The following is a 23,250-nucleotide window of genomic DNA, read 5'->3' as shown; positions in this document are numbered from 1 at the left end:
ATTGGGCCCGCAGAAGTCGACAAAGACACAGAGTTGGTGTTCTTACTGTCCGGTCAGGTCGTTGGAACTGCTGCCGAGGCTCTCGAACCAGCCGGTGACCTCGGAGATGCCGTCACCGATCGCCTCCCAGTAGCCCTTGCCCTGGGCGATCCAGTCCTGGAGCGGCGTCAGCTCCCAGATGAGCCAGCTCGCGACGATCAGCAGCACCACCGTGAACAGGCACCCCTTGAGGCAGCCGAGACCCGGGATGCGCATCGGATTGGCGCTGCGCTGCCTGGGCTGGCGCGGGGCCGGCTGCTGCGGCGGGGGCTGCTGCGGGGGCGCGTACTGCTGACGCTGCGGCTGCTGGGGCTGGCGCTGCTGCGGCTGGTAGCGCTGGGGCTGCTGCTGCGGCTGGTACTGCTGCGCGCGCTGCGGCTGGGGGCGCTGCTGCTGGGCCGCCGGCGGCTGCTGGCGCTGAGGGCGGCGGCGCAGCGGGTCCTGGCTCGGGTCGAGGTACTGGACCTGCGTCTGCTCGTTGCGGTCCCTGGCCGCCCGGAGCTGGGACTGCCACGGGTGCGGCTCGTCGGGGCGCGGGGGGCCGTCGGGGCGCGGAGGCACGGGCGGCATCATCGCGGTCGGGTCGGCCCCGCCGCCCGGAGTCTGCCGCATCACGCTGGTCGGGGCCGCCGGGTCGTACGAGCCCGCGTTGCTCGGCAGGACCTGCGTCGGGTCGGCCGCGCCCGGGGTGTCCGGGACGGCGGCGGGTGCCGGGTCGGGGGCGAGCAGGGCGCCCACGCCCTCGGCGGCGGCGATCTGCGCCGAGTTGGCGTGCACCCCGATGCCCGCGCCGACGGTACGCAGGGCGCGGGCGAGGTTCACGGCGCTGGGCCGCTGGTCCGGGTCCTTGCGCAGGCAGCGCTCGATGACCGTCCACAGCGGTTCCGGGACGGTGCTGGGGCGGCGGGGCTCCTCGCTGAGGTGCCGGTGCAGGACCTCCAGCGCGGTACCCCCGGCGAACGGCGGGCGGCCCGTGACCAGTTCGTACAGCAGGATGCCCGCGCCGTAGATGTCCACGGCGGAGGTCTGCGGCCGGCCCTCGGCGGACTCGGGCGCCACATAGGCGGGCGTGCCCACGAACTCGTGGGTGCGGGTGAGGCCCGGGGAGTCCGCGAGGCGCGCGATGCCGAAGTCGGTGAGCATCGGGTGCATCCCGCCGTCGCGCTCGTCGAGGAGCACGTTGGCGGGCTTCAGGTCGCGGTGCACGACGCCGTCGGCGTGGCTCGCGGCGAGCGCGTCCGCGATCTGGGCGGTCAGCAGCGAGGCGGCGACCGGGGTGAGCGGGCCGTTCTCGCGGAGGTAGCGATGCAGGTCGGGACCGTCGATCAGGTCCATCACGAGGGCGAGCAGATCGCCCTCGACGACGAGGTCCCTGGTGCGCACGATGTTCGCGTGGGTGAGCCGCAGGAGCACGGAGCGCTCGCGCAGGAACCGCATCACGACATCCGCGTCGTTGGCGAGCTCCTCCTTGAGCACCTTGATCGCGACGGTCTCGCCGGGCTGCCCGGCGACGGCCGCCTCGGCGCCCGCGGTCTCCCGCTGGCGGGCTCGCCAGACGGTGCCCGTGGCGCCGCGTCCGAGCGGCTCCTCGAGCAGGTACTTGCTGCCGACTGGCCGCACGTCACGCGCTCCCTGCTGATCGTTGTGCTTCGCGGTCCCCCGGGCCCGCCCGGATGTTCCGGCCCACTCTAGTGCCGCCGTACGGGGCACAGGCCGGTCGTACTCCGGTCGTGTTCCTGCTGTGTTCAGGGGAAGACGCTTACACGAAAGAGATGGTTGCCGAACGAGTGTGCAGGACCTTTCCGGCAGGACCAAGCAGGCACTTTTACGCCCACACTCGGCCATTCATGATCACTAAGCGGCCACCCCCGGGCGTGTTGTCAGTGGCAGGTGCGAGGATGCCTCCAGCACGGAACTGTGGGGTCGGGAGCCTCACCCTCCGTGACGACCTGTACCGGACGACGCGTCCGTGCCGGGTGGGGGGAATCACAGGGCATCTCCCCCTGCCGGGCACCCCGCGCAGAAGGGACCGCTGACGGCGATGCAGATCCGGCTGACCGTCCTCGCGCCGCGCAGCGGCCAGACCCCGGCGCGCGCCTGCGACGTGCTCGTCACCGCCCCTGCGGGGACCGCTCTCGCGGCCGTCGCCTCCGGCCTGGCCACGGCGGTCGCGGGCCCCGAGGGCTCCCTGGGCGGCGGCGCCACCGTGCTCCACGCCGGACGGGACCGGCTGGACCCGCAGCGCTGTGCCCTCGGCGAGCCGCCGCTGGTGGACGGCGCGGTGCTCTCCCTCCAGGTGCCCGGCGAGGGCGAGGCCGTGGACGACGCGGTTCCGGCCAGGCTGCACGTGATCGCCGGACCGGACGCCGGAGGGGTCCATCTGCTGCACGGCGGGCAGATCCGGATCGGCCGTTCCGCCGAGGCCGACGTCCCGCTCGACGACCCCGACGTCTCGCGACTGCACTGCGCGGTGACGGTCTCCGAGGACGGCCGGGTCTCCGTCGCCGACCTCGGCTCCACCAACGGCACCTCGCTGGACGGCACCGAGGTCCGCGACCGCCCGGTCCGGCTCGTGCCGGGCGCCCTGCTGCGGCTCGGCGAGTCCACGCTCCGTCTCACGCCCGGCACCCGCACCCCCACGCTGACGACCACGCCCGACGGCGAGGGCCATCTGAGGGTGGCCAGGGCCGAGGCGGGCGGCGGCCGGGCACCGGACGACGGGGGCCACGCGGACACGGGCGGCGAAGGACACGGCCATGCCTACAGCCCCGCCCCGCCGGACCACGGCACGCACGATCCGTACGAGGACGGCCCGGCGGGCCACGACGCCCACCGGGACGCGGACCTGCCGCAGGTCACCCACGGCCGGGGCTTCGACGCCGCGCGGGGCGAGGCACCCCGGCGCGGCGGCATAGGCGCGTGGGCCCGGCGCCTCACCGGCGGCAAGGGCGAGCCGGCTCCCGGAACCGCCGTCGGCACCGCCCCGTCCACCGGCCCCGGACCCGCCACGCACGCCCCCTCCGAGCCCCTCCGCTCCCCCTCGGCCCCGGCCGGGACCTGGCCGGACCCCGCCACCGTGCTGCTCACCGCGCTCGGTCCCGGCCCCAGGCTGTGGGAGCGCGGCCCCGCGCACCCCGAGGCCCTGGTCGTGCGGCTCGGGACGACGGAGCGCGCCGACCTGCCCGCCGTGCCGGTCACCGTGGGACTGCGGGAGGCCGGTTCGCTCGGCCTCGCGGGCCCCAGGGCCAGGTTGTCCGGGCTCGCCCGCTCGACGGTCGCGCAGCTCGCCGCGCTGCACTCCCCCTTCGACCTGGAGATCGTGCTGATCAGCACGGACCGGGCCCGCGGCCCCGAGGAGCGCCGCCGCGAGTGGTCCTGGCTCGGCTGGCTGCCCCATCTGCGCCCCATGCACGGCCAGGACTGCCGTCTGCTCCTCGCGTACGACCGGGAGCAGGCGGGCGCCCGCGCGGCCGAGCTGGTGCGCCGCCTGGAGGAGGGCCCGCTCGGCCCCGGCTGGGCCAGCGCCGACCGGAACACCGTCGCCGAGGCCGCCCGCCACCACACCGGGCCGTACACGGTGGTGATCGTGGACGGCGACCCTGGGTCCGCCGCGCTGCGCGAGACCACGGCCGCGCTGGCCGGGGCCGGAGCCGCCGCCGGAATCCATCTGATCTGTCTGGCCGAGACCCCGGCCGCCTCCCCGACGTCCCCGGTCACCGCGACCTACGACAGCGCGTGCCGGGCCTCGATCGCCTTCCGCGAGTGCGGAGCGGTCGCCATGCTCAGCGGCGATGTGGCGACCGCGCTGCGGGTGCTGCGCACCGCCGGCGGCCGGGCGGCGGGCCACGGCACCGTCGCCTCGGTGGACGCCGTGTCGGCGGCCTGGGCCGAGCGGTTCGGGCGCGCCCTCGCCCCGCTGCGCGACGAGGGCGCCGCCGCCCTGCCGGGCCGGTCCATGGCGGCTGCCCTGCCCCCGTCCGCCCGGCTGCTGGACGAGCTGGGCCTCGCGCGGGCCACCCCGGCCTCCCTGATGGCGCGCTGGGCCTCCACCGCCGAGGACCAGCCGGGCGCGACGGTGCGCGCGGTCCCCCAGCCCGGCGCCGACCTGAACACGACGAGCTCGGGCCGCACCCTGAGCACGGGCCCCCGGGTGGGCGCGCAGCGCGAGTCCCCGGACTCCGAGCGCACCCCGTTCCTGGGCACCGGGCCGACCAGTTCGGGTTCGGGCCGCTCCGTCTATCCTCCGGCGGCCGCGGGCGGCTCCCCCCGGATCGGCGCGCAGAGACGCGACAGCGGGGCCCCCGCCCCCTCGGCCCCCTCCACCGGTTACGCGGGCAGGCCCGTGGTCGTGCTCGGCGCGGGGCCCCGCGGCCCGCTCTCCGTCGACCTGGCCGACGAGGGACCGCACCTGCTGATCGAGGGGCCTCCCGGAAGCGGGCGCACGGAGCTGCTGCGCGCCGTCGCCGCGTCCCTGGCCTCGGCCGCACGCCCCGACCGGCTCGGCATCCTGCTCATCGACGGAGCGGGCGGCGAGCACGGGGAGCGTGGCGAGGGCCTCGGCCCCTGTCTGGAGCTGCCGCACGTCTTCACGCGTCTGGTGGCCTCCGACCCCGTACGGATGCGGGAGTTCGCCCAGGCGCTGGGCGGCGAGCTGAAGCGCAGGGCAGAGCTGCTCGGCGGCCTGGACTTCGCCGAATGGCACGCGCGGTACGAGGAGTCGCAGACGCTCGGCGGCCGGCGCGCCCCGGGCGCCGCCGAGCAGCGCGGGGACATCGAATCGCCCGCCAGCGGCACCCTGCGGCTGCGGCCCGCCGCGGCCCGTCCCGTGGACCCGGGCCCCTCGCCCCTGCCCCGGCTCGTCGTCCTGGCCGACGACTTCGACGCCCTGGTCGCCCCGGCGCTCGGCAGCCCCGGCCGCCCGTCCGCGGGTTCGGTCGTGCGGGTGCTGGAGGCCGTGGCCAGGGACGGCGGGCGCCTCGGCGTCCATCTCGTCGCCGCCTCGGGCCGCCCGGACCGCACCGAGGACACGGAGCTGGCCAGGGGCGCCGGGCTGCGCATCGTGCTCGATCCGCCGGTCGTCCCCCCGTCCCCCGACGAGGCCGCTCCCGGCCGGGGACGGCTGGGGCATCCGGACGGCCGGGTGACGCCGTTCCAGGGCGGCCGGGTGACCGGACGCATCCCGCGCACGGCGACCCTGCGCCCGACCGTCGTACCGCTGGAGTGGGAGCGGATGGGTGATCCGCCGACCCGCAGACCCGTCCGCGAGCTGGGCAACGGACCCACCGACCTGGCCCTGCTCGCCAGCGCCCTGGAGCGTGCGGCCCGCTCGGTCAACGCCGAGCGGCTCCCCCCGCTGGTCCCGTACCCCCTGCCCTCCTGAGAGCCTGCCGGACCTCCGGGAAGCTCTCCACGGCCCGATCCGGCGCGACGTCACGAGCCCATCACGATCAACGAGTTGGGGTCGGGGGCGGTATTGCGGCCCCGGGACGCCGGGCATAGGACTGAGCGCACGGACGATGTGAACAGCGCGATGTGTGACGTGAGCGGCACCGCAGAGTCCCACCGTGGGTGCCGGCCCGCGCACATGCGCGCGCGGGAGAAACGGGGCAAGGGATGCGCAGAACCCTTCGAATGCGTAGGGCCGCACTGGTGTTCACCGCGATCGGAGCGCTGGCCCTCACCGGCTGCAGTGGTGACGGCGACGGCGGCGGCAAGGACAAGGCGAGCAAGGGAACGGACAAGAGCTCGGACAGTCCGTCGAGCGTGAACCTGCCGAAGCTCGACGGCCAGAAATTGTCGGTGGCGGCGGTCTGGACGGGACCCGAGCAGGCCAACTTCACCAAGGTGCTGGACGAGTTCGAGAAGCGCACGGGGGCCACGGTCACCTTCGTCCCGGCGCAGGACCCGATCGTCAACTTCCTCGGTACGAAGATAGCGGGCGGCCAGCCCCCGGACGTCGCGATGATCCCGCAGGTGGGCGCCATCCAGCAGGCGGTGGCCAAGAAGTGGGCCAAGCCGGTCGGCAACGAGGCGCGGGCCCAGCTGGGCCAGAACTACTCCAAGGTCTGGCAGGACCTCGGCGCGGTCGACGGCACCCAGTACGGCGTCTACTTCAAGGCCGCCAACAAGTCCCTGATCTGGTACAACACCAAGGCGTTCGAGAACGCGGGCGCGAGCGAGCCGAAGACCTGGAAGGACTTCATCGCCACGGCGGAGACGGTCTCCGCCTCCGGTGTCACGCCGGTCTCCGTCGGCGGCGCGGACGGCTGGACCCTCACCGACTGGTTCGAGAACATCTATCTCTCCCAGGCCGGTCCGGAGAAGTACGACCAGCTCGCCAAGCACGAGATCAAGTGGACGGACCCGTCCGTCAAGGACGCGCTGACCACCCTGGCCGAGCTCTTCGGCAAGCCGAGCCTGATCTCCGGCGGAGCCGACGGCGCGCTCCAGACGGAGTTCCCCGTGTCCGTCACCCAGACGTTCACCGGCGGTGACCAGCCCAAGGGCGCGATGGTCTTCGAGGGCGACTTCGTCTCCATCAACATCGCGCAGACCAAGGCGAAGATCGGCACGGACGCCAAGGTGTTCCCCTTCCCGGCGGTCGGCTCGGAGTCCCCCGTGGTGACGGGTGGGGACGCGGCGGTGGCGCTCAAGGACGGCGAGGGCGCCCAGGCACTGCTGACCTGGCTCGCCTCGACCGACGCGGCGAAGATCTGGGCCGAGGCCGGCGGGTTCATCTCGCCCAACAAGTCGCTGGACGCGGCGGCCTACCCCAACGACGTGCAGCGCAAGATCGCCGAGGCGCTGATCGCGGCCGGTGACGACGTCCGGTTCGACATGTCGGACCAGGCCCCGCAGTCGTTCGGCGGGACGCCCGGCAAGGGCGAGTGGAAGACGCTCCAGGACTTCCTGAAGAACCCGAAGGACATCGCGGGGACCCAGGCGAAACTGGAGTCCGACGCGGCCAAGGCATACACGAGCTGACGGGATGACCACAGCGACAGCGGGGGGCGCTGGAAGCGCGCCCCCCGCCGACAAACGTCCAGGGACGAAGGCGGGCGCGCGCACGCGCCGCAGTGTGACCGGCACCCGGAGGGCCGTCGCGGCGGCGTTCCTGCTGCCCGCGCTGGTGCTGCTCGGCGCCCTCGTCGTCTATCCGATCGTGTACTCCGTCTACCGCTCGTTCCTCGACCAGGCGGGCACGGGTTTCGCGGGCCTCGACAACTACAAGGCGCTGTTCACGGACGACACGATCCGTACGGCGGTGAAGAACAACGCGATCTGGGTGGTGTTCGCGCCGACGGTCGCCACCGTGCTCGGCCTGATCTTCGCGGTGCTGACCGAACGCATCCGGTGGGGTACGGCGTTCAAGCTGATCGTCTTCATGCCGATGGCGATCTCGATGCTGGCCGCCGGCATCATCTTCCGGCTGGTGTACGAGCAGGCGCCGGAGCGCGGCGTCGCCAACGCCGTGGCGGTGGGCGTGCACGACACGTTCGCCCGGTCGTCCGGCTTCCCCAAGGCTCATCCGCTGCCGGTCCATCCGCTGAAGGCGGGCGGCGGCGGCTCCTTCGTCACGAAGGACGCCGTGCGGGCCGGTGAAGCGGTGAGCCTGCCGCTGGTCGGCGTGGTCCCGGCGAAGATGCCGAAGGACGCGGAACCCGCGAAGGCGCCCGCCGCCTCCGGTGACGGGATCACCGGGACGGCCTGGCTCGACTTCACCAAGGGCGGCGGCGGCAGACCGAACGTCGTCGATCCGAAGGAGCTCGGCCTCAAGGGCATCACCGTCGAGGCGGTCAAGGACGGCAAGGTCGTCGCCTCGGCGACGGCGGGCGCGAACGGGGTGTTCACCCTGCCCGCCTCCGCGGACGGTGCCCAGCTGCGGCTTCCGGCGGACAACTTCCGGGAGCCGTACAACGGGGTCGACTGGCTCGGCCCGTCCCTCGTGACGCCCGGGATCATCGGCAGCTACGTCTGGATGTGGGCCGGCTTCGCGATGGTGCTGATCGCCGCCGGTCTCGCGGGCCTGCCGCGCGAACTGCTCGAAGCGGCCAGGGTCGACGGCGCGAACGAGTGGCAGGTCTTCCGCCGGATCACGGTGCCGATGCTGGCACCGGTGCTCGCGGTGGTGCTGGTCACGCTGATGATCAACGTACTGAAGATCTTCGACCTGGTCTTCATCATCGCGCCGGGCTCCTCCCAGGACGACGCCAACGTGCTGGCGCTCCAGCTCTACCGGTCCTCGTTCGGCACGGACGCGGATCTCGGGGTCGGCAGCGCCATCGCCGTGCTCCTCCTCCTGCTGGTGATCCCGGTGATGCTGTTCAACATCCGCCGGATGCGGAAGGAGGGGCGGCGATGAGGTTCCGGGACGCCCCCGCACCAGCCTCCTGCCGGGGGTCCGGGGGTCGCCCCCCGGAAGGACACAGCAACATCCGCCGGATGCGGAAGGAGGGGCGGCGATGACGACGACGACCGGAGTCCCCGGGGCCGGGCAGGCTCCGCGGACCGAGCCCGCCGCCAAGGCCGGGCCGTCCCTGGGGGCGCGGCTGGCCGCACGGGCCGGTGGCGGGGCCATGCGGGTCTTCCTCGTCCTGGTGGGCCTGTTCTGGCTGATGCCGACCATCGGCCTGCTGCTCTCCTCGCTGCGCGGGGCGGAGGACATCGCGGCGACCGGCTGGTGGAAGGTCTTCACCGCGCCGTCCGAGCTGACCTTCGACAACTACCAGCGGCTGCTGGAGAATTCGACGATCACGGATTCCCTCCTCAGCACGGTCGTGATCACCGTCCCGGCCACCTTCCTGGTGGTCGTGATCGGCTCGCTCGCCGGATACGCCTTCGCCTGGATGGAGTTCCCCGGCCGCGACTGGTGGTTCCTGGTCGTGGTGGGGCTGCTGGTGGTGCCCGTGCAGGTCGCCCTGATCCCGGTCTCCGAGCTCTTCGGGACCATCGGGATCTTCGAGACGACCTTCGGCGTGATCATGTTCCACACGGCGTTCGGCCTGCCGTTCGCCATCTTCCTGCTGCGGAACTTCTTCGCCGAGATCCCGCGCGAGCTGCTGGAAGCCGCACGGCTGGACGGCGCGGGTGAGATACGGCTGTTCACCCGGGTCGTGATGCCGCTCGGCGGCCCCGCGATCGCCTCGCTCGGGATCTTCCAGTTCCTCTGGGTGTGGAACGACATGCTGGTCGCCCTGATCTTCGCGGACTCGGAGTCCCCGCCGATCACGGTGGCGCTCCAGCAGCAGGTCCGCCAGTTCGGCAACAACATCGACGTACTGGCGCCGGGCGCCTTCGTGTCCATGGTGATTCCGCTGGCCGTCTTCTTCGCCTTCCAGCGGCAGTTCGTCTCCGGGGTGATGGCGGGCGCCGTCAAGTAGGCGACACGGCACAGCACATATATTCGTCAACACCAGGGCGGCCCGTTCACTCGTGATCGGGCCGCCCTACCTCGTATTTCCCCCGAATGCCACATCCGGCGTAACCAAGTCACTCCATCGGCCGTTTGCGGGCCACCTGCCCGCCCGCGAGCGACCCCTGGATGTGTTGTGCCCCGGTTCAGTGTCATCGTGCCCGCGTACCGGGTCCAGGCGTATCTGCACGCGTGTCTCGACTCCGTGCTGAACCAGTCGTACAAGGACTACGAGATCATCGTGGTCGACGACTGCTCACCGGACGCCTGCGGCCCGATCGCCGACGAGTACGCCGTCCGCGACCCCCGGGTCCGGGTCGTCCACCTGCCTGCCAACTCCGGCCTGGGACCCGCGAGGAACGCCGGTGTGGCCGGGGCCACCGGAGACTATCTGCTCTTCCTCGACGGCGACGACACCTTCGCCCCCGAGGCGCTCCAGGCGGTCGCCGACCGGCTGGAGGCCACCGGCGGTCCCGACGTCCTGGTCTACGACTACGCCCGTACGTACTGGTCGGGCGAGAGCGTCCGCAACATCTTCGCCGAGCACCTCTCCGAGACCGGGCCCGCCTCCTTCCGGCTGGCCGAGCGCCCCGAGCTGCTCAAGGTCCTGATGGTCGTCTGGAACAAGGCCTACCGCCGCGAGTTCGTCGAGTCCGAGGGCTTCACCTTCCCGCCCGGCTACTACGAGGACACCCCCTGGACCTATCCGGTGCTGATGGCCGCCGGATCGATCGCGGTCCTGGACAGGGTCTGCGTCGGCTACCGCCAGCGGCGCAGGGGCAACATCCTCTCCACCACCACCCACCGCCACTTCGACGTCTTCGACCAGTACGACCGGGTCTTCGCCTTCATCGACTCGCGTCCCGAACTCGCCGTCTGGCGCCCGGTGATGTTCCGCCGGATGCTCGACCACTTCTCGACCCTCTTCACCTCGCGGGGACGGCTGCCGCGCGGCACCCGCGCCGCGTTCTTCCGCCGGGCCCGCGCCCACTGCCGGCTCTACCGCACCCCCGGCGCCCCCGTGCCCCGCCGCACCCGCCTGCGCCACGCCCTGTTCCGGCTCGGCGCCCACCGGACCTACCGCGCCCTGTGGGGGGCGCAGCGGCTGCGCGGCCGGCTCGGGCGCGCGGTGTCGGCCACGCGCCGGGTGGTGCGCGGGGCGGCCCTCCAGCTGCACTACCGCGTCCAGCTGAGGCTTCCCGTGAGGCCCGGGGACGCGGTCTTCGCCGCCTACTGGCACCGGGGCTACACCTGTAGCCCCGCGGCCCTGGAGGAGGCCGCCAGGCGCCTCGTGCCGGGGCTGCGCACCTCCTGGATCTGCCGCCCCGAGGACGCCCGCACGGTGCCGGCCGCGACCCGGGTGCTGCACCCCGGGACCGCCGCGTACTGGACGGCGCTGGCGCGCTCCAAATACCTCGTGAACAACGTCAACTTCGACCGCAGACTCGTGAAGAGACGCGGGCAGGTGCTGCTCCAGACGCACCACGGGACGCCCCTGAAGACGATGGGCACCGACCTCGTGCACCGCCCGGCCGCGGCCGGCTCGATGGACTTCGAACAGCTGCTGGACAACGTCGACAAGTGGGACTTCTCCCTCTCCGCCAACCAGCACTCGACCCTCGTGTGGGAACGCACCTACCCCTCCGGCTACACCACGCTGGAGTACGGCAGCCCGCGCAACGACGTCTTCCACCGCACCGGCCCCGAGGAGACCGCCCGGCTCCGCGCGCTGCTGGGCGTCCCGGCCGGCAGCACGGCCGTGCTGTACGCCCCGACCCACCGCGACTACCGGCGCGCCCAGCGGCACTCCCTGGACCTGGACCAACTGGTCCGCGTGCTGGGTCCGCGCTTCGTGATCCTGGCCCGCTCCCACTACCTGGACGCGACGGCCGGCACGGCCGCGGGGCGCACCTCGCATCCGCGCATCATCGACGTCAGCGCGCACCCCTCCGTCGAGGAGCTCTGCCTCGCGTCGGACGGCCTGATCACGGACTACTCCTCGCTGATGTTCGACTACGTCAACCTGGACCGGCCGGTCGTCCTGCACCTGGAGGACGCCCAGGCGTACGAGGCGGCGCGCGGCACGTACTTCGACCCGGCGGCGTTCCCGCCCGGCGCGGTGGCCCGTGACCAGGATGAGCTGCACGAGATCTTCGCCACCGACCACTGGCGCGGGCCGCGCTCCGCGCAGCGCAGGGCGGCTTTCAGGGCGCGCTTCTGCCCGTACGACGACGGGCACGCGGCGGAGCGGGTGGTGCGCCGGGTCTTCCTGGGCGACACCTCGGGACTGCCGCTGCCGGCGCCGTTGACGGGCCGGGGGCCCACGGGGGTGCCCCGGCAGGTGCCGGTGCGGGAGTACACCAACGGATGAGGCGGGCGCCGGGGTGCCGGGCGCCCCGGGCCGGCGTGCCCGAGGTGCCCGGTGCCCTTCCCGGCAGGCAGCTCTCGCCCCAGCGGCCCGGAGACCCGTCCAGCGGCCCCCGAAGCCCCGGTCCCGGCGTCCCCGGAGCCCTTCTCAGCGCTCCAGGAGCGCGAACAGCTCCTCCCAGCGGCGCATGATCTCCGCCTCGTCGAACCGCTGGACGTTGGTCCGCGCCCGGTCCCCCATCGCGTCCCGCATCCGGGGGTTGCCGGTCAGCCGGAGCAGCCGGTCGGCGAGCGCGCCGATGTCGCCCGCCGGGGCCAGGAGCCCGTCCTCGCCGTCGCGCACGATCTCGCGTACGCCCGGCGCGCAGTCGAACGCCGCGCACGGCACCCCGCTCGCCATCGCCTCCAGCAGCGCCAGCGGGAAGCCCTCGCCCCGTGAGGACTGGACGAAGACGGACGAGGCCGCCAGCGCTCCCGGCACGTCGTCGGTGCGCCCCCGCCAGGCGACCGATCCGTCCAGCCCGAGCGCGGTGCACCGCGCCCTGAGCTCCGCCTCGTCCTCTCCCGTCCCGTACACGTCCAGCCGCCAGTCGGGGCGCTGCGGGGCCACCAGCGCCCACGTGTCCAGGAGCATGTCGATGCCCTTCTGGTCGGTGAGCCTGCCGATGCTGGCGACCGACTTCTCGCTGCGCGGGGAGGGCAGTTCCGGCAGCGAGGCCAGCGCGTTGGGCATGAAGCCGACGTTGTTCATCCCGTCGCCCGCCCAGATGTCGGCGTCCTCCTCCGTCAGGACGAGCCAGCGGTCCAGCGGCGGGTAGTGGGTCTTGATCCAGCGGTAGCGGTGGCTCGCCCGGGAGTAGTCGTAGGACTCGTGGCTCATCCCGATCATCCGCAGCCCGGTGGTGTCCGCCTCGCCGACCCACTCCATCGCCCAGACCTGGCTGACGATCACCACCCCGCCGGGCCGGGCGGTCCGGAAGATCTCCGAGAGCCGCTCGACGGCCCGCCGCTTCGCCGCCGCGCGGGCCGCTTCCCTCCGCCGCTCGGCGATCCGGAAGCGGTCCCGCAGACCCTTGGGAGCCCAGGGGGTCACGGGATGCGCCGGGTGGAGCGCGGTGATGGGGCAGACCGGCGGGTCGGGCAGGGCCATCTTCCGCTCGGCGGCGTAGACGCCGATGGTGTGCACCCGGTGGCCCGCCTCCGTGAACAGCTGGGCGGTCCGGTGCGTCCAGCCGGTCACACCGCCGAGTTCGTCGGTGCTGTTGGCGACGAGGAAGACATCACGGCTGCGGCTCATCGGCGGGCCTCCCCGGTGCGGGCGGTACGGGACGGGACGAGGTGCCGGGTGAACACGGCGTCGACCACCGCGCGTGCGGCGTCCCCCCGGTCGAAGGCGCCGAACTCCTCGGCGAAGGCGGCGCGTTCCTCGTGGAAGCCGGTGTCCGCGGTCTTCAGCCGGGCCAGCACCCCGAACAGCTCCTCCTCGGTCGCCGTCACCGGCCCCGGCGCCTTCTCCCTGAGGTCGAAGTAGCTGCCGCGCTCGGCGGCGTACGCGTCGAGGTCGGGGGCGAACAGGACGATCGGGCGGTCCAGGAGCGCGTAGTCGAACATGATCGACGAGTAGTCGGTCACCAGCACGTCGGCGAGCGCCAGCAGTTCGCTGACGTCATGGTGCCCCGACACGTCCACCACCGTCCCCGGCGGGCAGACGGGCAGGCTCGCCGCCTCCAGGTAGTGCGCCCGCACCAGCAGCGTGTACGTGTCGCCGAAGCGTTCCGCGAAGCGCGCGGCGTCCAGCAGGAGCCGCTGCCGCCTGCGCCTGCCGGGACCGCCCCGGAAGGTCGGCGCGTACAGCACGACCTTGCGGTGGTCGGGCAGACCGAGCTCGGCCGCGAGCGGCGGACGGGGGAGCCGCCCCTCGGCCTCGTCCCGGACACGCGCCGCGACGAGGGCGTCGTTGCGCGGGTATCCGGTGCGCAGCAGCGTCTCGTCGGGCAGCCGGTAGGCGCGGGCCAGGGTGCTCACATCGTGCTCCGAGCGCACCAGGAAGTGGTCGAAGCGGTGCACGGCCCGCTGGAGGCGCTCGCGCTGCGGGGCGTTCTGCATCCGCACCCGGGTCTCGTCGAAGCCCATGCGCTTGTACGCCGAACCGTGCCAGGTCTGGAGGTACGTCGTACCGGACGGCTTGTCGAGGTTCTGCGGGAAGCCCTGGTTGTCGACCCAGTACTCCGCCCTGGCCAGGGCCCACAGATAGCGCCAGGACCAGCGGCGCACGAGCCTGGCACCGGACGGGAAGCCCTCCGGGGACTCGGCGTACGACCAGATCGCGCGCAGCGGCAGGCCCCGGGCGCGCACCTCCTCGTGGACGGCCCGGGGGCTGTCGCCGTAGCAGGTGCCCATGTGGCTCTCGAAGACCACGGAGCCCTTGCGCACGGGCAGCCGGAGCAGCCAGGAACGGTAGACGGAAGCCTTGAGGCCCCGGGCGTGCAGCCGGTCCCGGCGCTTGCCCAGGGACCGCAGCAGCAGCCTGGCCCTGCGCGCCGGGCGGAAGTGGGTGGCGTAGTGGACCAGGCGCCGTGCGATCCGGGCGGGCCGGCGCCGGGCCTCCAGCCGGAGCGCCAGATGGTCCCGGAGGGTGATGTAGGGCTGCCAGGTGTCCCCGGTCAGCCTCCCCAGCCTGGGCCGGGCCGGGGAGCGGTCCGCCGGGCCGACGAGGTCATGGGCGGCGAAGAGGTCGCTGACCGAGCGGGTCCGGCCGTCCTCCACCACCATCCGGGCGTCCCACACGGTGTCGCGGGGCCCGAAGGCGCGCAGCAGCCGGGTGAGATCGACGCGCGCGGACCAGCTGATCCCGGTGGCGTCGGGGCGCAGCGTCTCCACCGGGGCGCGGAAGGCGCGGGAGCCGTCCCGGACCCGGAACTCCAGCTGGGCCGTGAGGGTGCCCGCCGGATCGGGGCCGGTGTGCGAGGGCAGGACGATCCGGCCCCCGAGCAGGACCCGGCCCCCCTCGGCCTCGTAGCGGGTGAGCCTGTTCATCAGCTTCAGCTCGCCGAACCCGCGGTACTGGTGGCCGAGTTCGGTGACGTCCAGCAGCGGGTCGGGGCCTCCCGGCCAGTACACCCGCCCGTCGTCGCCCACGGTCAGCGGCGCGGTCACGGTGCCCCGCCTGCGCAGGGCGTACGCCGCCGCCAGCACCCCGTCCGCGTCGCCCCCCGCCAGCAGCCGGACGCCGACACGCTCGACGGGCGGCAGGCCGGGCAGGGCCCCCTCGTCCACGCAGTCGGGCAGCACCCGGGCGGCGGTCGCGGCGGTCCGGCCGCGCTCGGCGGCGGGCAGCTGCGGCCAGCCGCGCACCAGCGGCACGAGGCGGTCCACCAGGAACGCGCGGTCCCTCTCCTCCCGCAGCGCGGCCAGCCCCTGCGCCACCAGCACATGGCAGACCCTCCGGTGCGCCTCCACGAGCCCGGCCAGGTCCCGGCCCGCGTCGGGCGCGGCACGGCCGTTGACGATCCGGCGGCGTACGAGCGCGATCCGGCCGACGACGGCCGCCGCCAGCGGACCGAAGAGGACCGCGCTGTGCGTGAGGTCCTCCTCGTAACGCAGCCCGTGCCGCTCCAGTGCCCGGCGCCGCAGGCAGAAGCCGGTCACCAAGGCGTCGTGCACCGCCAGTTCGGGGGCGTCGGTGAAGCGGGCGACGGTCCGGGAGCGGTGGAAAAGCGTGTGCTGCCAGGAGGGTTCCCGCTCCTTCGCACCGTCCCCGGTGAGGCGGCTCCAGCGCCCGGCGACCAGGTCGGCACCGGTGCGCGTCCCGGCCTCCCAGAGGTTGCGGGCCGCGTGCGGATGGAGGCGCTCGCCGACGCCGAGCACCAGGACGTAGGTGCCCCGCGCCGCGTCCAGACCGGCGTTGCGCAGGGCGGCGACGGACGTGGCGCCGCCGTCGAGGACACGCACCCGGTCCGGGGCCCGTCCGGCCAGCGACTCCGCGGCCCTCCGCAGCTCCGCCGGTACGCCGGAGGGCAGCACGACCAGGGCCTCGACGGCGCGCATGCTCTGGTCGAGGACGGACTCCACGGACGCCCGCAGCTCCTCCTGGCCGCCCTCCGCGGCGGTGATCACACAGCTGAGACCGGGGGCGCTCATGCCTGGGCCCCCTTCAGCATCCGGTCCACGACCCGGGCCGCCGCCGTCCCGTCGTCGAGGTCGCAGAAGGTCTCACGGAAGCGCGCGTACGCCTCGCGGTGCCCGGCCGTCGCGGCGTCCGGATCGCGCAGCGCCTCGACGATCCCGGCCGATTCGGTGATCAGGGGGCCGGGCGCCTGGTTCTCGAAGTCGAAGCAGAAGCCGCGCAGGGTGTCGCGGTAGTGCTCCAGGTCGTACGTGTGGAAGAGCATCGGCCGGCCCGTCTGCGCGAAGTCGAACATCAGGGACGAGTAGTCCGTGACGAGCACGTCGCTGATCAGCATCAGCTCGGAGACGTCGGGCCAGCGCGACACGTCTCGGACGAAGTCGCTCGAAGGGACGCTCCCGCCGACCAGGTAGTGGCGGCGCACCAGCAGGACATGGCCGTCGCCGAGCGCCTCCCGGGCGTGCTCCAGGTCCAGTTGGAGGTCAAGGCCGTACAGCCCGCTCCGCTTGGGCAGGTCCTCGCGCCAGGTGGGGGCGTACAGCACGACCCGCCTGCCGTCGGGCACGCCGAGCGACTGCCGGACGGCGGAGGCGACCTTCGCCCGGTCGGGGGCGTACAGCAGGTCGTTGCGCGGGTAGCCGCACTCCAGCACCTCGCCGGTGTACCCGAAGGCGCGGCGCAGGACGGGCGTGGAGAAGCTGTTCGGCGAGACGAGCACGCTCCACTGGGCGGCGCGCCGGGGCATCGACTCCATGTACGCGGTGTCGGCGAAGGCGGTGCCCGCCAGGTCCCGTCCGATGCGCTTGAGCGGGGTGCCGTGCCAGGTCTGGACGACGAACTGGTCCTCCGCCCGCTCGAACCACTCCGGCAGCTGGGTGTTGGTGACGATCCACCGGCTGCGGGCCAGCGCCTCGTGCCACTCGGCGCTGTGCAGGGCCACGGCGCGCACCCCGGCGGGCACGGCCGCCTGCTGGTCACGCACTACCCAGAGGTGCTCGACTCCGCTCTCCCGGCGGGCCAGTTCCTCCTGGACGGCGCGGGGCGAGTCCGAGAACTGCCGCCCGTCGAAGCTGGAGTACAGCACGGTGTCGCGCAGCTCCCGGCCGCGCGCGCCCGCGTACACGGCGCGCAGCCGGCGCTGTCCGTACGCTCCCCGGTCGGGCAGCGGCAGGGCGCTGCCCGACTCCAGGCACAGCCGGTCGTGGAAGCGCCGTTCCAGGGTGAAGCGGCGCCCGTCCGACGCACGGTGCAGCGGCAGCCCGGCGTGCAGCTGGGGCACCAGCCGCAGCGGCAGATAGCGCTCCGGGTCGGTCTCGCCCGGCTCCCGCAGGAAGGGGTACCAGCGGCCCTCGGCCAGCGGCAGCGTGCCGCCGGGACCCTCGACGGCACCCGGGGAGAGCTCCGCGCGGAAGGTGTCCCCCGAGCGCTCCACCGCGAAGGCGGTCTCCTCCCGGTGTCCGCTGTGGCGCAGGACCAGCTCGGCGGGGCGGTCCCTCCACGCGGGGAAGGTCCCCTCCAGGAGCAGGCCCGCCCCGTCCGTCCAGGCCACGCGCGCGAGGACGGGGCACACGGACCGGTCGGTGAGCACCAGGTCGCCCGAGGGGTTGGCGGCGGCGTACACCTCGCGGCCGTCCGCCAGCGGATAGCGTCCCGCCTCGGTCTCCGGGCGGGCGGCGACCGTCAGCCTGCGCGCCCCGCCGACGAGCTGGACGCCCCAGTCGGCGTCGGCGCCCCCGAACACCCCCAGCGGGACGTCGGCGTGGACGCTGCGCCCGTCCATGCTCCCGTCCGGGACCAGGGGGAACTCCCGGGTCTCCTTCGTACGCCACTCCTGGAGCCGCAGCGCCTTCGGCGTCTCGGCGCCCAGCAGCCGGACCGCGATCCTGATCCCGTCCCCGGCCTCCGTCGGGCCGTGCCCGGCCAGCACCGCGTCGATCCGCTCGGCGCGCAGCTCCAGCTTGTTCCCGGAGAGCAGGGGGACGACCCGGGTGCGCGCGTCGACGTAACGCACGGCGGGCGCGGCCGGATTGCCGAGCAGCCGCATGGGTCCCCGGCGCGGGCGGCCCGCCCCGAACACGACGGATTCGAGCTTCCAGAGGGTCCTGGCTCCGGGCGCGGCGTTCCGGGCGGCGAGCCGGCGCGGGTCGACGACGGTCTCGAAGCCGGACCGCTCGTAGCGGTGCAGCGAGCGGCCGGAGCGGGCCGCCGCCTCGTCCGTCACGGTCCGCCGCAGCCTGAGCGGGACCAGCCGGCGGCCCGACCTCAGCCAGCCCGTCCCGGCCGACCGGCCCGGGGCGTTGCGGACGTAGGCGTACCCCTTGAGGTGCAGCAGCCCGTCCCGCCACACCGCCTCGGTGAGGTGCGCGTGCACGGGGAGGTCACCGGCGGACAGCGCGGTGGCCGCGGGCGGGAGCGGGGCCTCGATGCCCGGGTACTGCGCCCGCGGCCGCAGCGTCCCGCGGACGTGGAAGGTGTCGCGGTCGGTGGACTCGTGGGCCAGGAGGGCGAGCAGCTCCGCCGTCCTGCGCTCCCTGATGAGGTGCCACTTGACCCGCAGATGCAGGGGCAGCCCGTCGAGGACGGCCGGGTCGACCGTGTCGGCGAAGGCGTTGGCATGGGTGAGGAAGGCCTCGTGGAAGCTCTCGTCGCCGTCCGGGAGCGCCTCGATGAACAGCCACAGATCACCGGAGAGGGCGTGCTCGTCGTACCGCCGCTTCGCCTCATCCATGCCGCGGTCCGTGAGGAAGCGGCTGACGGTGGAGACCGCCGTGACCCGGTCGCGGATGCCCTTGGCCACCGCGCGCCTGGTCGTGATCGAGCCGTCGCGGTCCCGCCAGTGGTAGACCGGCGCCTCGACGACGTCGACGCTCCTGGCCAGGAAGTGGGCGGGCAGGACGACGGCGATGTCCTCGTACAGCACGCCCGTCGGGAAGGCGAAGGCGTGCTCGTCCCAGAAGGACCTGCGGAACACCTTGTTGCACGCGATGCGGTCGCCGAGAAGGATCCAGTCCCGGGTGATGTGCGTGGCCCTGCGCGGCTTCTCCATCGGTCTGCGGAACATCGGGGACTGTTCGAGCACACCGTTGGCACGGAGCCTGAGCACGTTGCCGGTCGCGAAGTCCGATCCGGAGCCGTCGAGTTCGCCCAGCATCCTGGCGAAGGCCGCCTGCGGCACGACGTCGTCGCTGTCGACGAACGCCAGGAACTCCGCGTCCGGGTGGGCCTGCGAGACGCCCGCGTTGCGCGCGGCGCCGAGTCCCGCGTTCTCCTGCCGGACCAGGCGGAAGCGCGGATCGCTCCGGGAGAACTCCAGGGCCACGTCGGCACTGCCGTCCGTCGATCCGTCGTCGACCATGACGACTTCCAGGTCGGCCATGGTCTGCCCGGCGAGCGAGTCCAGGCAGGCTCCTAGGTACTCCTCGACGTTGTAGAGCGGGACGACGACGGTGAGACGGGGTGCCATGGCTCTGCGCACGATCCTTCCGGACGGACTGACGGACTTCCTCTGTATGGAACGAGCCCCGTGCCGGGGAGGCACGGGGCTCATCAACGGGGGCCGTCCGCTCAGGGCTTGACGGCGATACGGCCCTCGTCCATGCGCAGCAGCAGGAGCCGCTCGCCGGTCTCCTCCAGGAACTCGTCCACGGCCTGGCGGGACCCCTGCCAGTAACCGTAGTCGTCGATCAGCAGGACCCCGCCGCTCACCAGCCGGCTGTAGAGGTGCTGGAGCTCGTGCTTCGTCGAGGCGTACCAGTCGGTGTCCAGCCTCAGGATGGAGATCTGCTCCGGCGCCTGCCCGGGGACGGTGTCCTCGACCTTGCCCTGCACGTAGTGCACGCGGTCCTTCGGGTACGGCACCTGCTCGAACCCGGCCTGTACGTCCTCCAGCGAGGCCACGGCCCAGATCGGCCGGTCCTTGGCCTGGGCGTCCAGCAGCTCCTGGGCCGGCCTGCCGTCACGCCTCAGGTCCTCGGCGGTGGGCGGGGTCATGCCCTCGTACGTGTCGAAGAGGTAGAGGTCGCGGCCGGTCTCGCCGAGCGACAGCAGGGTCCTGGCGCAGGCCTGCATGGAACCGCCGCGCCAGACACCGCACTCGACGATGTCCCCGGGGATGCCGTGCCGGACGACGTGCCGGGTCGCGAGGACGAAGGCGTTGAGCCGCTCCGGGGAGGTCATCGTGTACGGCTTGACCGCACGGATGATGTCCTTCGCCTCGTCGTCGTAGTCCGCGGGGAACTGCGGCGGCTTCTTCGCCACGGCCTTCTGGGCGGGCGGCTTCCGCACCGCCGCCGGGGCGGCGGCGGGGGCGGGGCGGGGAGCGGGCAGGGTCGCGCGCCTGAGCTGGTATCCGGTGAGTTGCTGAAGGACGCCGTTGACGGCGTTGCGCCAAGCCATGGGGCGGGACAGTACGCGCGCTATGCGGCTCATGTCATCTTTCGTCAACCTGTCGTTGATGGGACCGCACGGGTGTCCGGCCGCCCGCACCGCTCCCTGCCGTCCAGCGGGCGCGGCAGCGGAACCCGGTCCACTCCCCCGACCCGGTTGGCCCACCACACGGCCGCCTCCCGCACCGCGAACATGGTGAGGCGGGGATAGTTCGCCGGCCTGCGGAAGACGCCGACGGAGTCGCCCCAGTAGGCGGCCTTGGTGTCGATGGACCGGTAGTCGTGCCAGATGCCCTTCGTGGGCGGGAAGTCCGTGTACGCCTCGCGGAGTTCGAGGCCCGAGTGCGCGGCCATCGCCCGGAACCCGTCGGGGTAGTAGCGCCAGCAGTCCTGCGCGTCGTGGACATGGCCGCGCGAGGGCGCGGTGATGAAGGCGTGGCCGCCGGGCTTGAGCACCCGGGCGATCTCCATCATCGACACCCAGAAGAAGGGGATGTGCTCGAACGCCTGCCCGGACAGCACCACATCGGCGCTCCGGGACTTCGCGGGGATGCGGTAGGGGCGCTTCATGACCGCGTCGACGTTGGGGCCGTCCTGGACGTCCACCCCGAAGTAGTCGATGTCGTGGCCGGCCAGGAGGCCCCGGTGGGTGCGGGTCTGCTTGCCGGAGATCCGCGAACCGAGGTCCACGACACGGTACCTGCGGGACGTGGGCAGATACTCCTCGATGCAGAATCGCATCTGCTCGTAGGCGGACCGGTGCATGACGTCTCCCAACGTTGCCTTGTGCGCGCGCTGTTGAGCACAACGACGACGGGATGCGGAGGGAGCGCCCCGTACGGGTGACCCCGGTGTTCAGTTCGAACGCACGGGGAAGACCCGCCGCACCACGCGCTCCGCCGCGTGCCCGTCGTCGTACGGGCAGAAGCGGGCACGGAACGCGGCGCGCAGCGAGTCCGCCTCCGGCGCCCTCCACGCACCGCTCGTCAGCACCTCGCGCAGCTCGTCCTCCGTGGTCGCGACCGCCCCCGGGGTGTCGCCCGGGGTGCCGGACAGCAGGTCGAAGTAGGTGCCGCGGGCCGCGCGGTAGGCGTCCCAGTCGGGTGCGTAGGTGATCACCGGGCGGTCCAGACAGGCGTAGTCGAACATCAGGGAGGAGTAGTCGGTGATCAACGCGTCCGAGGCCAGGCAGAGTTCCTCGGTGCTCGGGTGTCCGGTGACGTCGAGGACCCGGTCCCCCGCCGCCGTCCCGGACGTACGCCCGTAGAAGTAGTGCGCCCGCACCAGCAGCACCCAGCCGGGGCCCAGCGCGTCGGCGAGGGCCTCCAGGTCGAGCCGGGGGAGGAAGCCCCTGCGGTAGTCGCGGTGGGTCGGGGCGTACAGCAGGACGGTGCTGCCGGGCGCGATGCCGAGCTCCGCCCTGATCTTTCCCGACCGCTCCGGGGCCGCGTCGCACAGGACGTCGTTGCGCGGGTAGCCGTAGGGCAGTTGCTCGTACGAGGACGGGTAGACCCGGTCCCAGATCTCGGTGCTGTGCGGGTTGGAGGAGAGGCTGAAGTCCCACTGGTCGGTGTGGGCCACGATCCGCTCGAAGCTGACGCCGTTGGTGAGCGCGGGATAGGGGCGCTGATCCAGGCCCATGGTCTTCAGCGGGGTCCCGTGGTGGGTCTGGAGGTAGATCTGGCCGGGCCGCTTCGTGAAGCCCCCGGGGAAGCTGGAGTTGTTGACGAGATACGTCGCCGTGGCCATGGTCCGCCAGTAGGCACGGGAGCCCTCGATGACGTACGGCACACCCGGTGGCATGCGGTCGCGGTGGCGGGAGGACACGACCCAGACCCCGCGGATGTGCGGGACGAGTTCACGGGCCTTGGCGTAGACGGCGGCGGGGTTGCAGGCGACACCGCGGTTCCAGTAGGCGCCGTAGACCGCGAGGCAGGGGTCCAGCGGGCGGTGCAGATCCGTGCGGTAGACCGCCTTCATCACGCGGGCGCGCAGCGACTTCCGGCCCGCGCGCACGGCGCTCCGCGCCCGGGTGCGCCCGGCGCGGACGGCCTCGCGGACGCGGTGGGCACAGTAGCGGCCGGGCAGGCCCGCGGCGCGGAAGAAGGCGGCGCGGTCCCCCGGGGCGATCCGCCCGGGGTCGTCGAGGACGGCCGTCAGATGCTCGGTCCGGGCAGCGGCGACGCGCGGGTCCCCGCCGGTCTCGTCGGCCAGCCGTTCGTACGCGCCGATGACGGCGAAGTGCGCGCGGCCCGGAGCGGGGGCGGACGGGCCGGTGCGGCGCAGCCGGTGGCGTACGCAGATCCGGTCGAGGGAATCGAGCGTGCCCGCGTCCGCCGCGAGGAACAGGGCGCGGTGGACGGGCACGACGTCGTCGTACGGGCCCTCGGTGAAGCGGAGGGCGTGGGCCTCCAGGAAGGTCCTGCGCAGGACCTGGTTGCGGGCGTCGGGGAGCGCGTCGCCCGGGCGGGTGCCGCCCCGGTGGTCGATGCGGTCGTGGCCCAGGCGCAGCACGTCGGGGCGGTCGGTCCTCAGCCGCGCGGCGATCTCCCCGGCCGCACCCGGCAGGAGCAGGTCGTCCCCGTCGAGGAAGAGCAGATACGCCCCCCGCGCCACCGCCGCTCCGGCGTCCCGGGCGGCGCCCCTGTCCCAGGGGCGGTCGAGGAGCAGCACCCGCACCCGGGGGTCGCGCGCCGCGAACTCCCGCGCGATGCCGAGGTCCACGCCGCCGTCGGGCGGGGCGACGGCGATCACCTCGAAGTCCCGCGCCGCCGGCTGCCCGGTCACCGACTCCAGGGCCGCCCGCAGATACCCCTGAACGCGGTGGACGGTCATGACGACACTGAGGAGCATGGCAGCCGAGCGTAGTGCGCGGTGCGCGGACCGCCCTAGGATCCTTCACCCGTTCGGGTCAACGGCGT

The 23,250-nt window shown here is 73.3% G+C and carries 12 protein-coding genes; 5 read left to right on the top strand and 7 right to left on the bottom strand.

The window, feature by feature from the left end:
• Nucleotides 1-42: 42 nt before the first annotated feature.
• Nucleotides 43-1,659: a serine/threonine-protein kinase gene (locus AMK10_RS07470; RefSeq protein ID WP_073746225.1), complete on the bottom strand. Its 1,617-nt coding sequence runs from the start codon at nucleotides 1,657-1,659 to the stop codon at nucleotides 43-45.
• A gap of 421 nt (nucleotides 1,660-2,080) precedes the next feature.
• Between AMK10_RS07470 and AMK10_RS07465 the strand changes: the two genes are divergently transcribed.
• The 5 genes from AMK10_RS07465 (at nucleotide 2,081) to AMK10_RS07445 (ending at nucleotide 11,822) form a co-directional block, all read left to right on the top strand.
• Nucleotides 2,081-5,419 carry an FHA domain-containing protein gene (locus AMK10_RS07465; RefSeq protein WP_073746223.1) on the top strand — a complete coding sequence of 1,113 codons (3,339 nt, stop codon included), beginning with the start codon at nucleotides 2,081-2,083 and terminating at the stop codon, nucleotides 5,417-5,419.
• A gap of 233 nt (nucleotides 5,420-5,652) precedes the next feature.
• The gene (locus AMK10_RS07460; RefSeq protein WP_198959655.1) at nucleotides 5,653-7,023 is read left to right on the top strand and encodes an ABC transporter substrate-binding protein; all 1,371 of its coding nucleotides are present in this window, start codon (nucleotides 5,653-5,655) and stop codon (nucleotides 7,021-7,023) included.
• 4 nt (nucleotides 7,024-7,027) lie between these two features.
• Nucleotides 7,028-8,401, top strand: a complete 1,374-nt coding sequence (locus AMK10_RS07455; protein ID WP_073746220.1) for a carbohydrate ABC transporter permease — start codon at nucleotides 7,028-7,030, stop codon at nucleotides 8,399-8,401.
• A 100-nt stretch (nucleotides 8,402-8,501) separates the two neighbouring features.
• Nucleotides 8,502-9,419: a carbohydrate ABC transporter permease gene (locus AMK10_RS07450; protein ID WP_073746218.1), complete on the top strand. Its 918-nt coding sequence runs from the start codon at nucleotides 8,502-8,504 to the stop codon at nucleotides 9,417-9,419.
• Between the two features lie 168 nt (nucleotides 9,420-9,587).
• Complete coding sequence (locus tag AMK10_RS07445) at nucleotides 9,588-11,822, top strand: bifunctional glycosyltransferase/CDP-glycerol:glycerophosphate glycerophosphotransferase (protein ID WP_073746216.1); 2,235 nt, start codon at nucleotides 9,588-9,590, stop codon at nucleotides 11,820-11,822.
• A gap of 144 nt (nucleotides 11,823-11,966) precedes the next feature.
• Here AMK10_RS07445 and AMK10_RS07440 read toward each other — a convergent pair whose 3' ends face one another.
• The 6 genes from AMK10_RS07440 to AMK10_RS07415 all read right to left on the bottom strand — a co-directional run bounded on the left by AMK10_RS07440 (nucleotide 11,967) and on the right by AMK10_RS07415 (nucleotide 23,182).
• A complete protein-coding gene (locus tag AMK10_RS07440; protein ID WP_073746214.1) occupies nucleotides 11,967-13,115 on the bottom strand; it encodes a glycosyltransferase in 1,149 nt (382 codons plus the stop codon).
• Nucleotides 13,112-15,958: a bifunctional glycosyltransferase/CDP-glycerol:glycerophosphate glycerophosphotransferase gene (locus tag AMK10_RS07435; RefSeq protein ID WP_073746212.1), complete on the bottom strand. Its 2,847-nt coding sequence runs from the start codon at nucleotides 15,956-15,958 to the stop codon at nucleotides 13,112-13,114. The genes AMK10_RS07440 and AMK10_RS07435 overlap by 4 nt, the downstream gene beginning before the upstream one ends.
• Nucleotides 15,955-19,407, bottom strand: coding sequence for a bifunctional glycosyltransferase/CDP-glycerol:glycerophosphate glycerophosphotransferase (locus AMK10_RS07430; RefSeq protein ID WP_073746210.1), 3,453 nt, complete (start codon nucleotides 19,405-19,407; stop codon nucleotides 15,955-15,957). Before AMK10_RS07430 ends, AMK10_RS07435 begins: the two co-directional genes overlap by 4 nt.
• Nucleotides 19,408-19,508: 101 nt before the next feature.
• Nucleotides 19,509-20,372, bottom strand: a complete 864-nt coding sequence (locus AMK10_RS07425; RefSeq protein ID WP_198959654.1) for a TylF/MycF/NovP-related O-methyltransferase — start codon at nucleotides 20,370-20,372, stop codon at nucleotides 19,509-19,511.
• Nucleotides 20,373-20,383: 11 nt separating this feature from the next.
• Nucleotides 20,384-21,094, bottom strand: coding sequence for a methyltransferase domain-containing protein (locus tag AMK10_RS07420; protein WP_073746206.1), 711 nt, complete (start codon nucleotides 21,092-21,094; stop codon nucleotides 20,384-20,386).
• Nucleotides 21,095-21,184: 90 nt separating this feature from the next.
• On the bottom strand, nucleotides 21,185-23,182 hold the full coding sequence (locus AMK10_RS07415) for a bifunctional glycosyltransferase/CDP-glycerol:glycerophosphate glycerophosphotransferase (RefSeq protein ID WP_073746204.1): 1,998 nt from the start codon (nucleotides 23,180-23,182) through the stop codon (nucleotides 21,185-21,187).
• Nucleotides 23,183-23,250: the final 68 nt, after the last annotated feature.

It is taken from the genome of Streptomyces sp. CB02058, from assembly GCF_001905505.1.
GTDB lineage: Bacteria > Actinomycetota > Actinomycetes > Streptomycetales > Streptomycetaceae > Streptomyces.
The sequence above is the reverse complement of the archived record's forward strand: the minus strand, read 5'-3'. Positions and strand labels throughout refer to the sequence as shown.

Excerpts from the sequence above, each read along its gene's own strand:
- AMK10_RS07420 (WP_073746206.1), bottom strand. The coding sequence starts at position 21,094 with ATGCACCGGTCCGCCTACGAGCAGATGCGATTCTGCATCGAGGAGTAT.
- AMK10_RS07450 (WP_073746218.1), top strand. The coding sequence starts at position 8,502 with ATGACGACGACGACCGGAGTCCCCGGGGCCGGGCAGGCTCCGCGGACC.
- AMK10_RS07415 (WP_073746204.1), bottom strand. The coding sequence starts at position 23,182 with ATGCTCCTCAGTGTCGTCATGACCGTCCACCGCGTTCAGGGGTATCTG.
- AMK10_RS07460 (WP_198959655.1), top strand. The coding sequence starts at position 5,653 with ATGCGCAGAACCCTTCGAATGCGTAGGGCCGCACTGGTGTTCACCGCG.
- AMK10_RS07435 (WP_073746212.1), bottom strand. The coding sequence starts at position 15,958 with ATGAGCGCCCCCGGTCTCAGCTGTGTGATCACCGCCGCGGAGGGCGGC.
- AMK10_RS07465 (WP_073746223.1), top strand. The coding sequence starts at position 2,081 with ATGCAGATCCGGCTGACCGTCCTCGCGCCGCGCAGCGGCCAGACCCCG.
- AMK10_RS07455 (WP_073746220.1), top strand. The coding sequence starts at position 7,028 with ATGACCACAGCGACAGCGGGGGGCGCTGGAAGCGCGCCCCCCGCCGAC.
- AMK10_RS07440 (WP_073746214.1), bottom strand. The coding sequence starts at position 13,115 with ATGAGCCGCAGCCGTGATGTCTTCCTCGTCGCCAACAGCACCGACGAA.
- AMK10_RS07425 (WP_198959654.1), bottom strand. The coding sequence starts at position 20,372 with ATGAGCCGCATAGCGCGCGTACTGTCCCGCCCCATGGCTTGGCGCAAC.
- AMK10_RS07430 (WP_073746210.1), bottom strand. The coding sequence starts at position 19,407 with ATGGCACCCCGTCTCACCGTCGTCGTCCCGCTCTACAACGTCGAGGAG.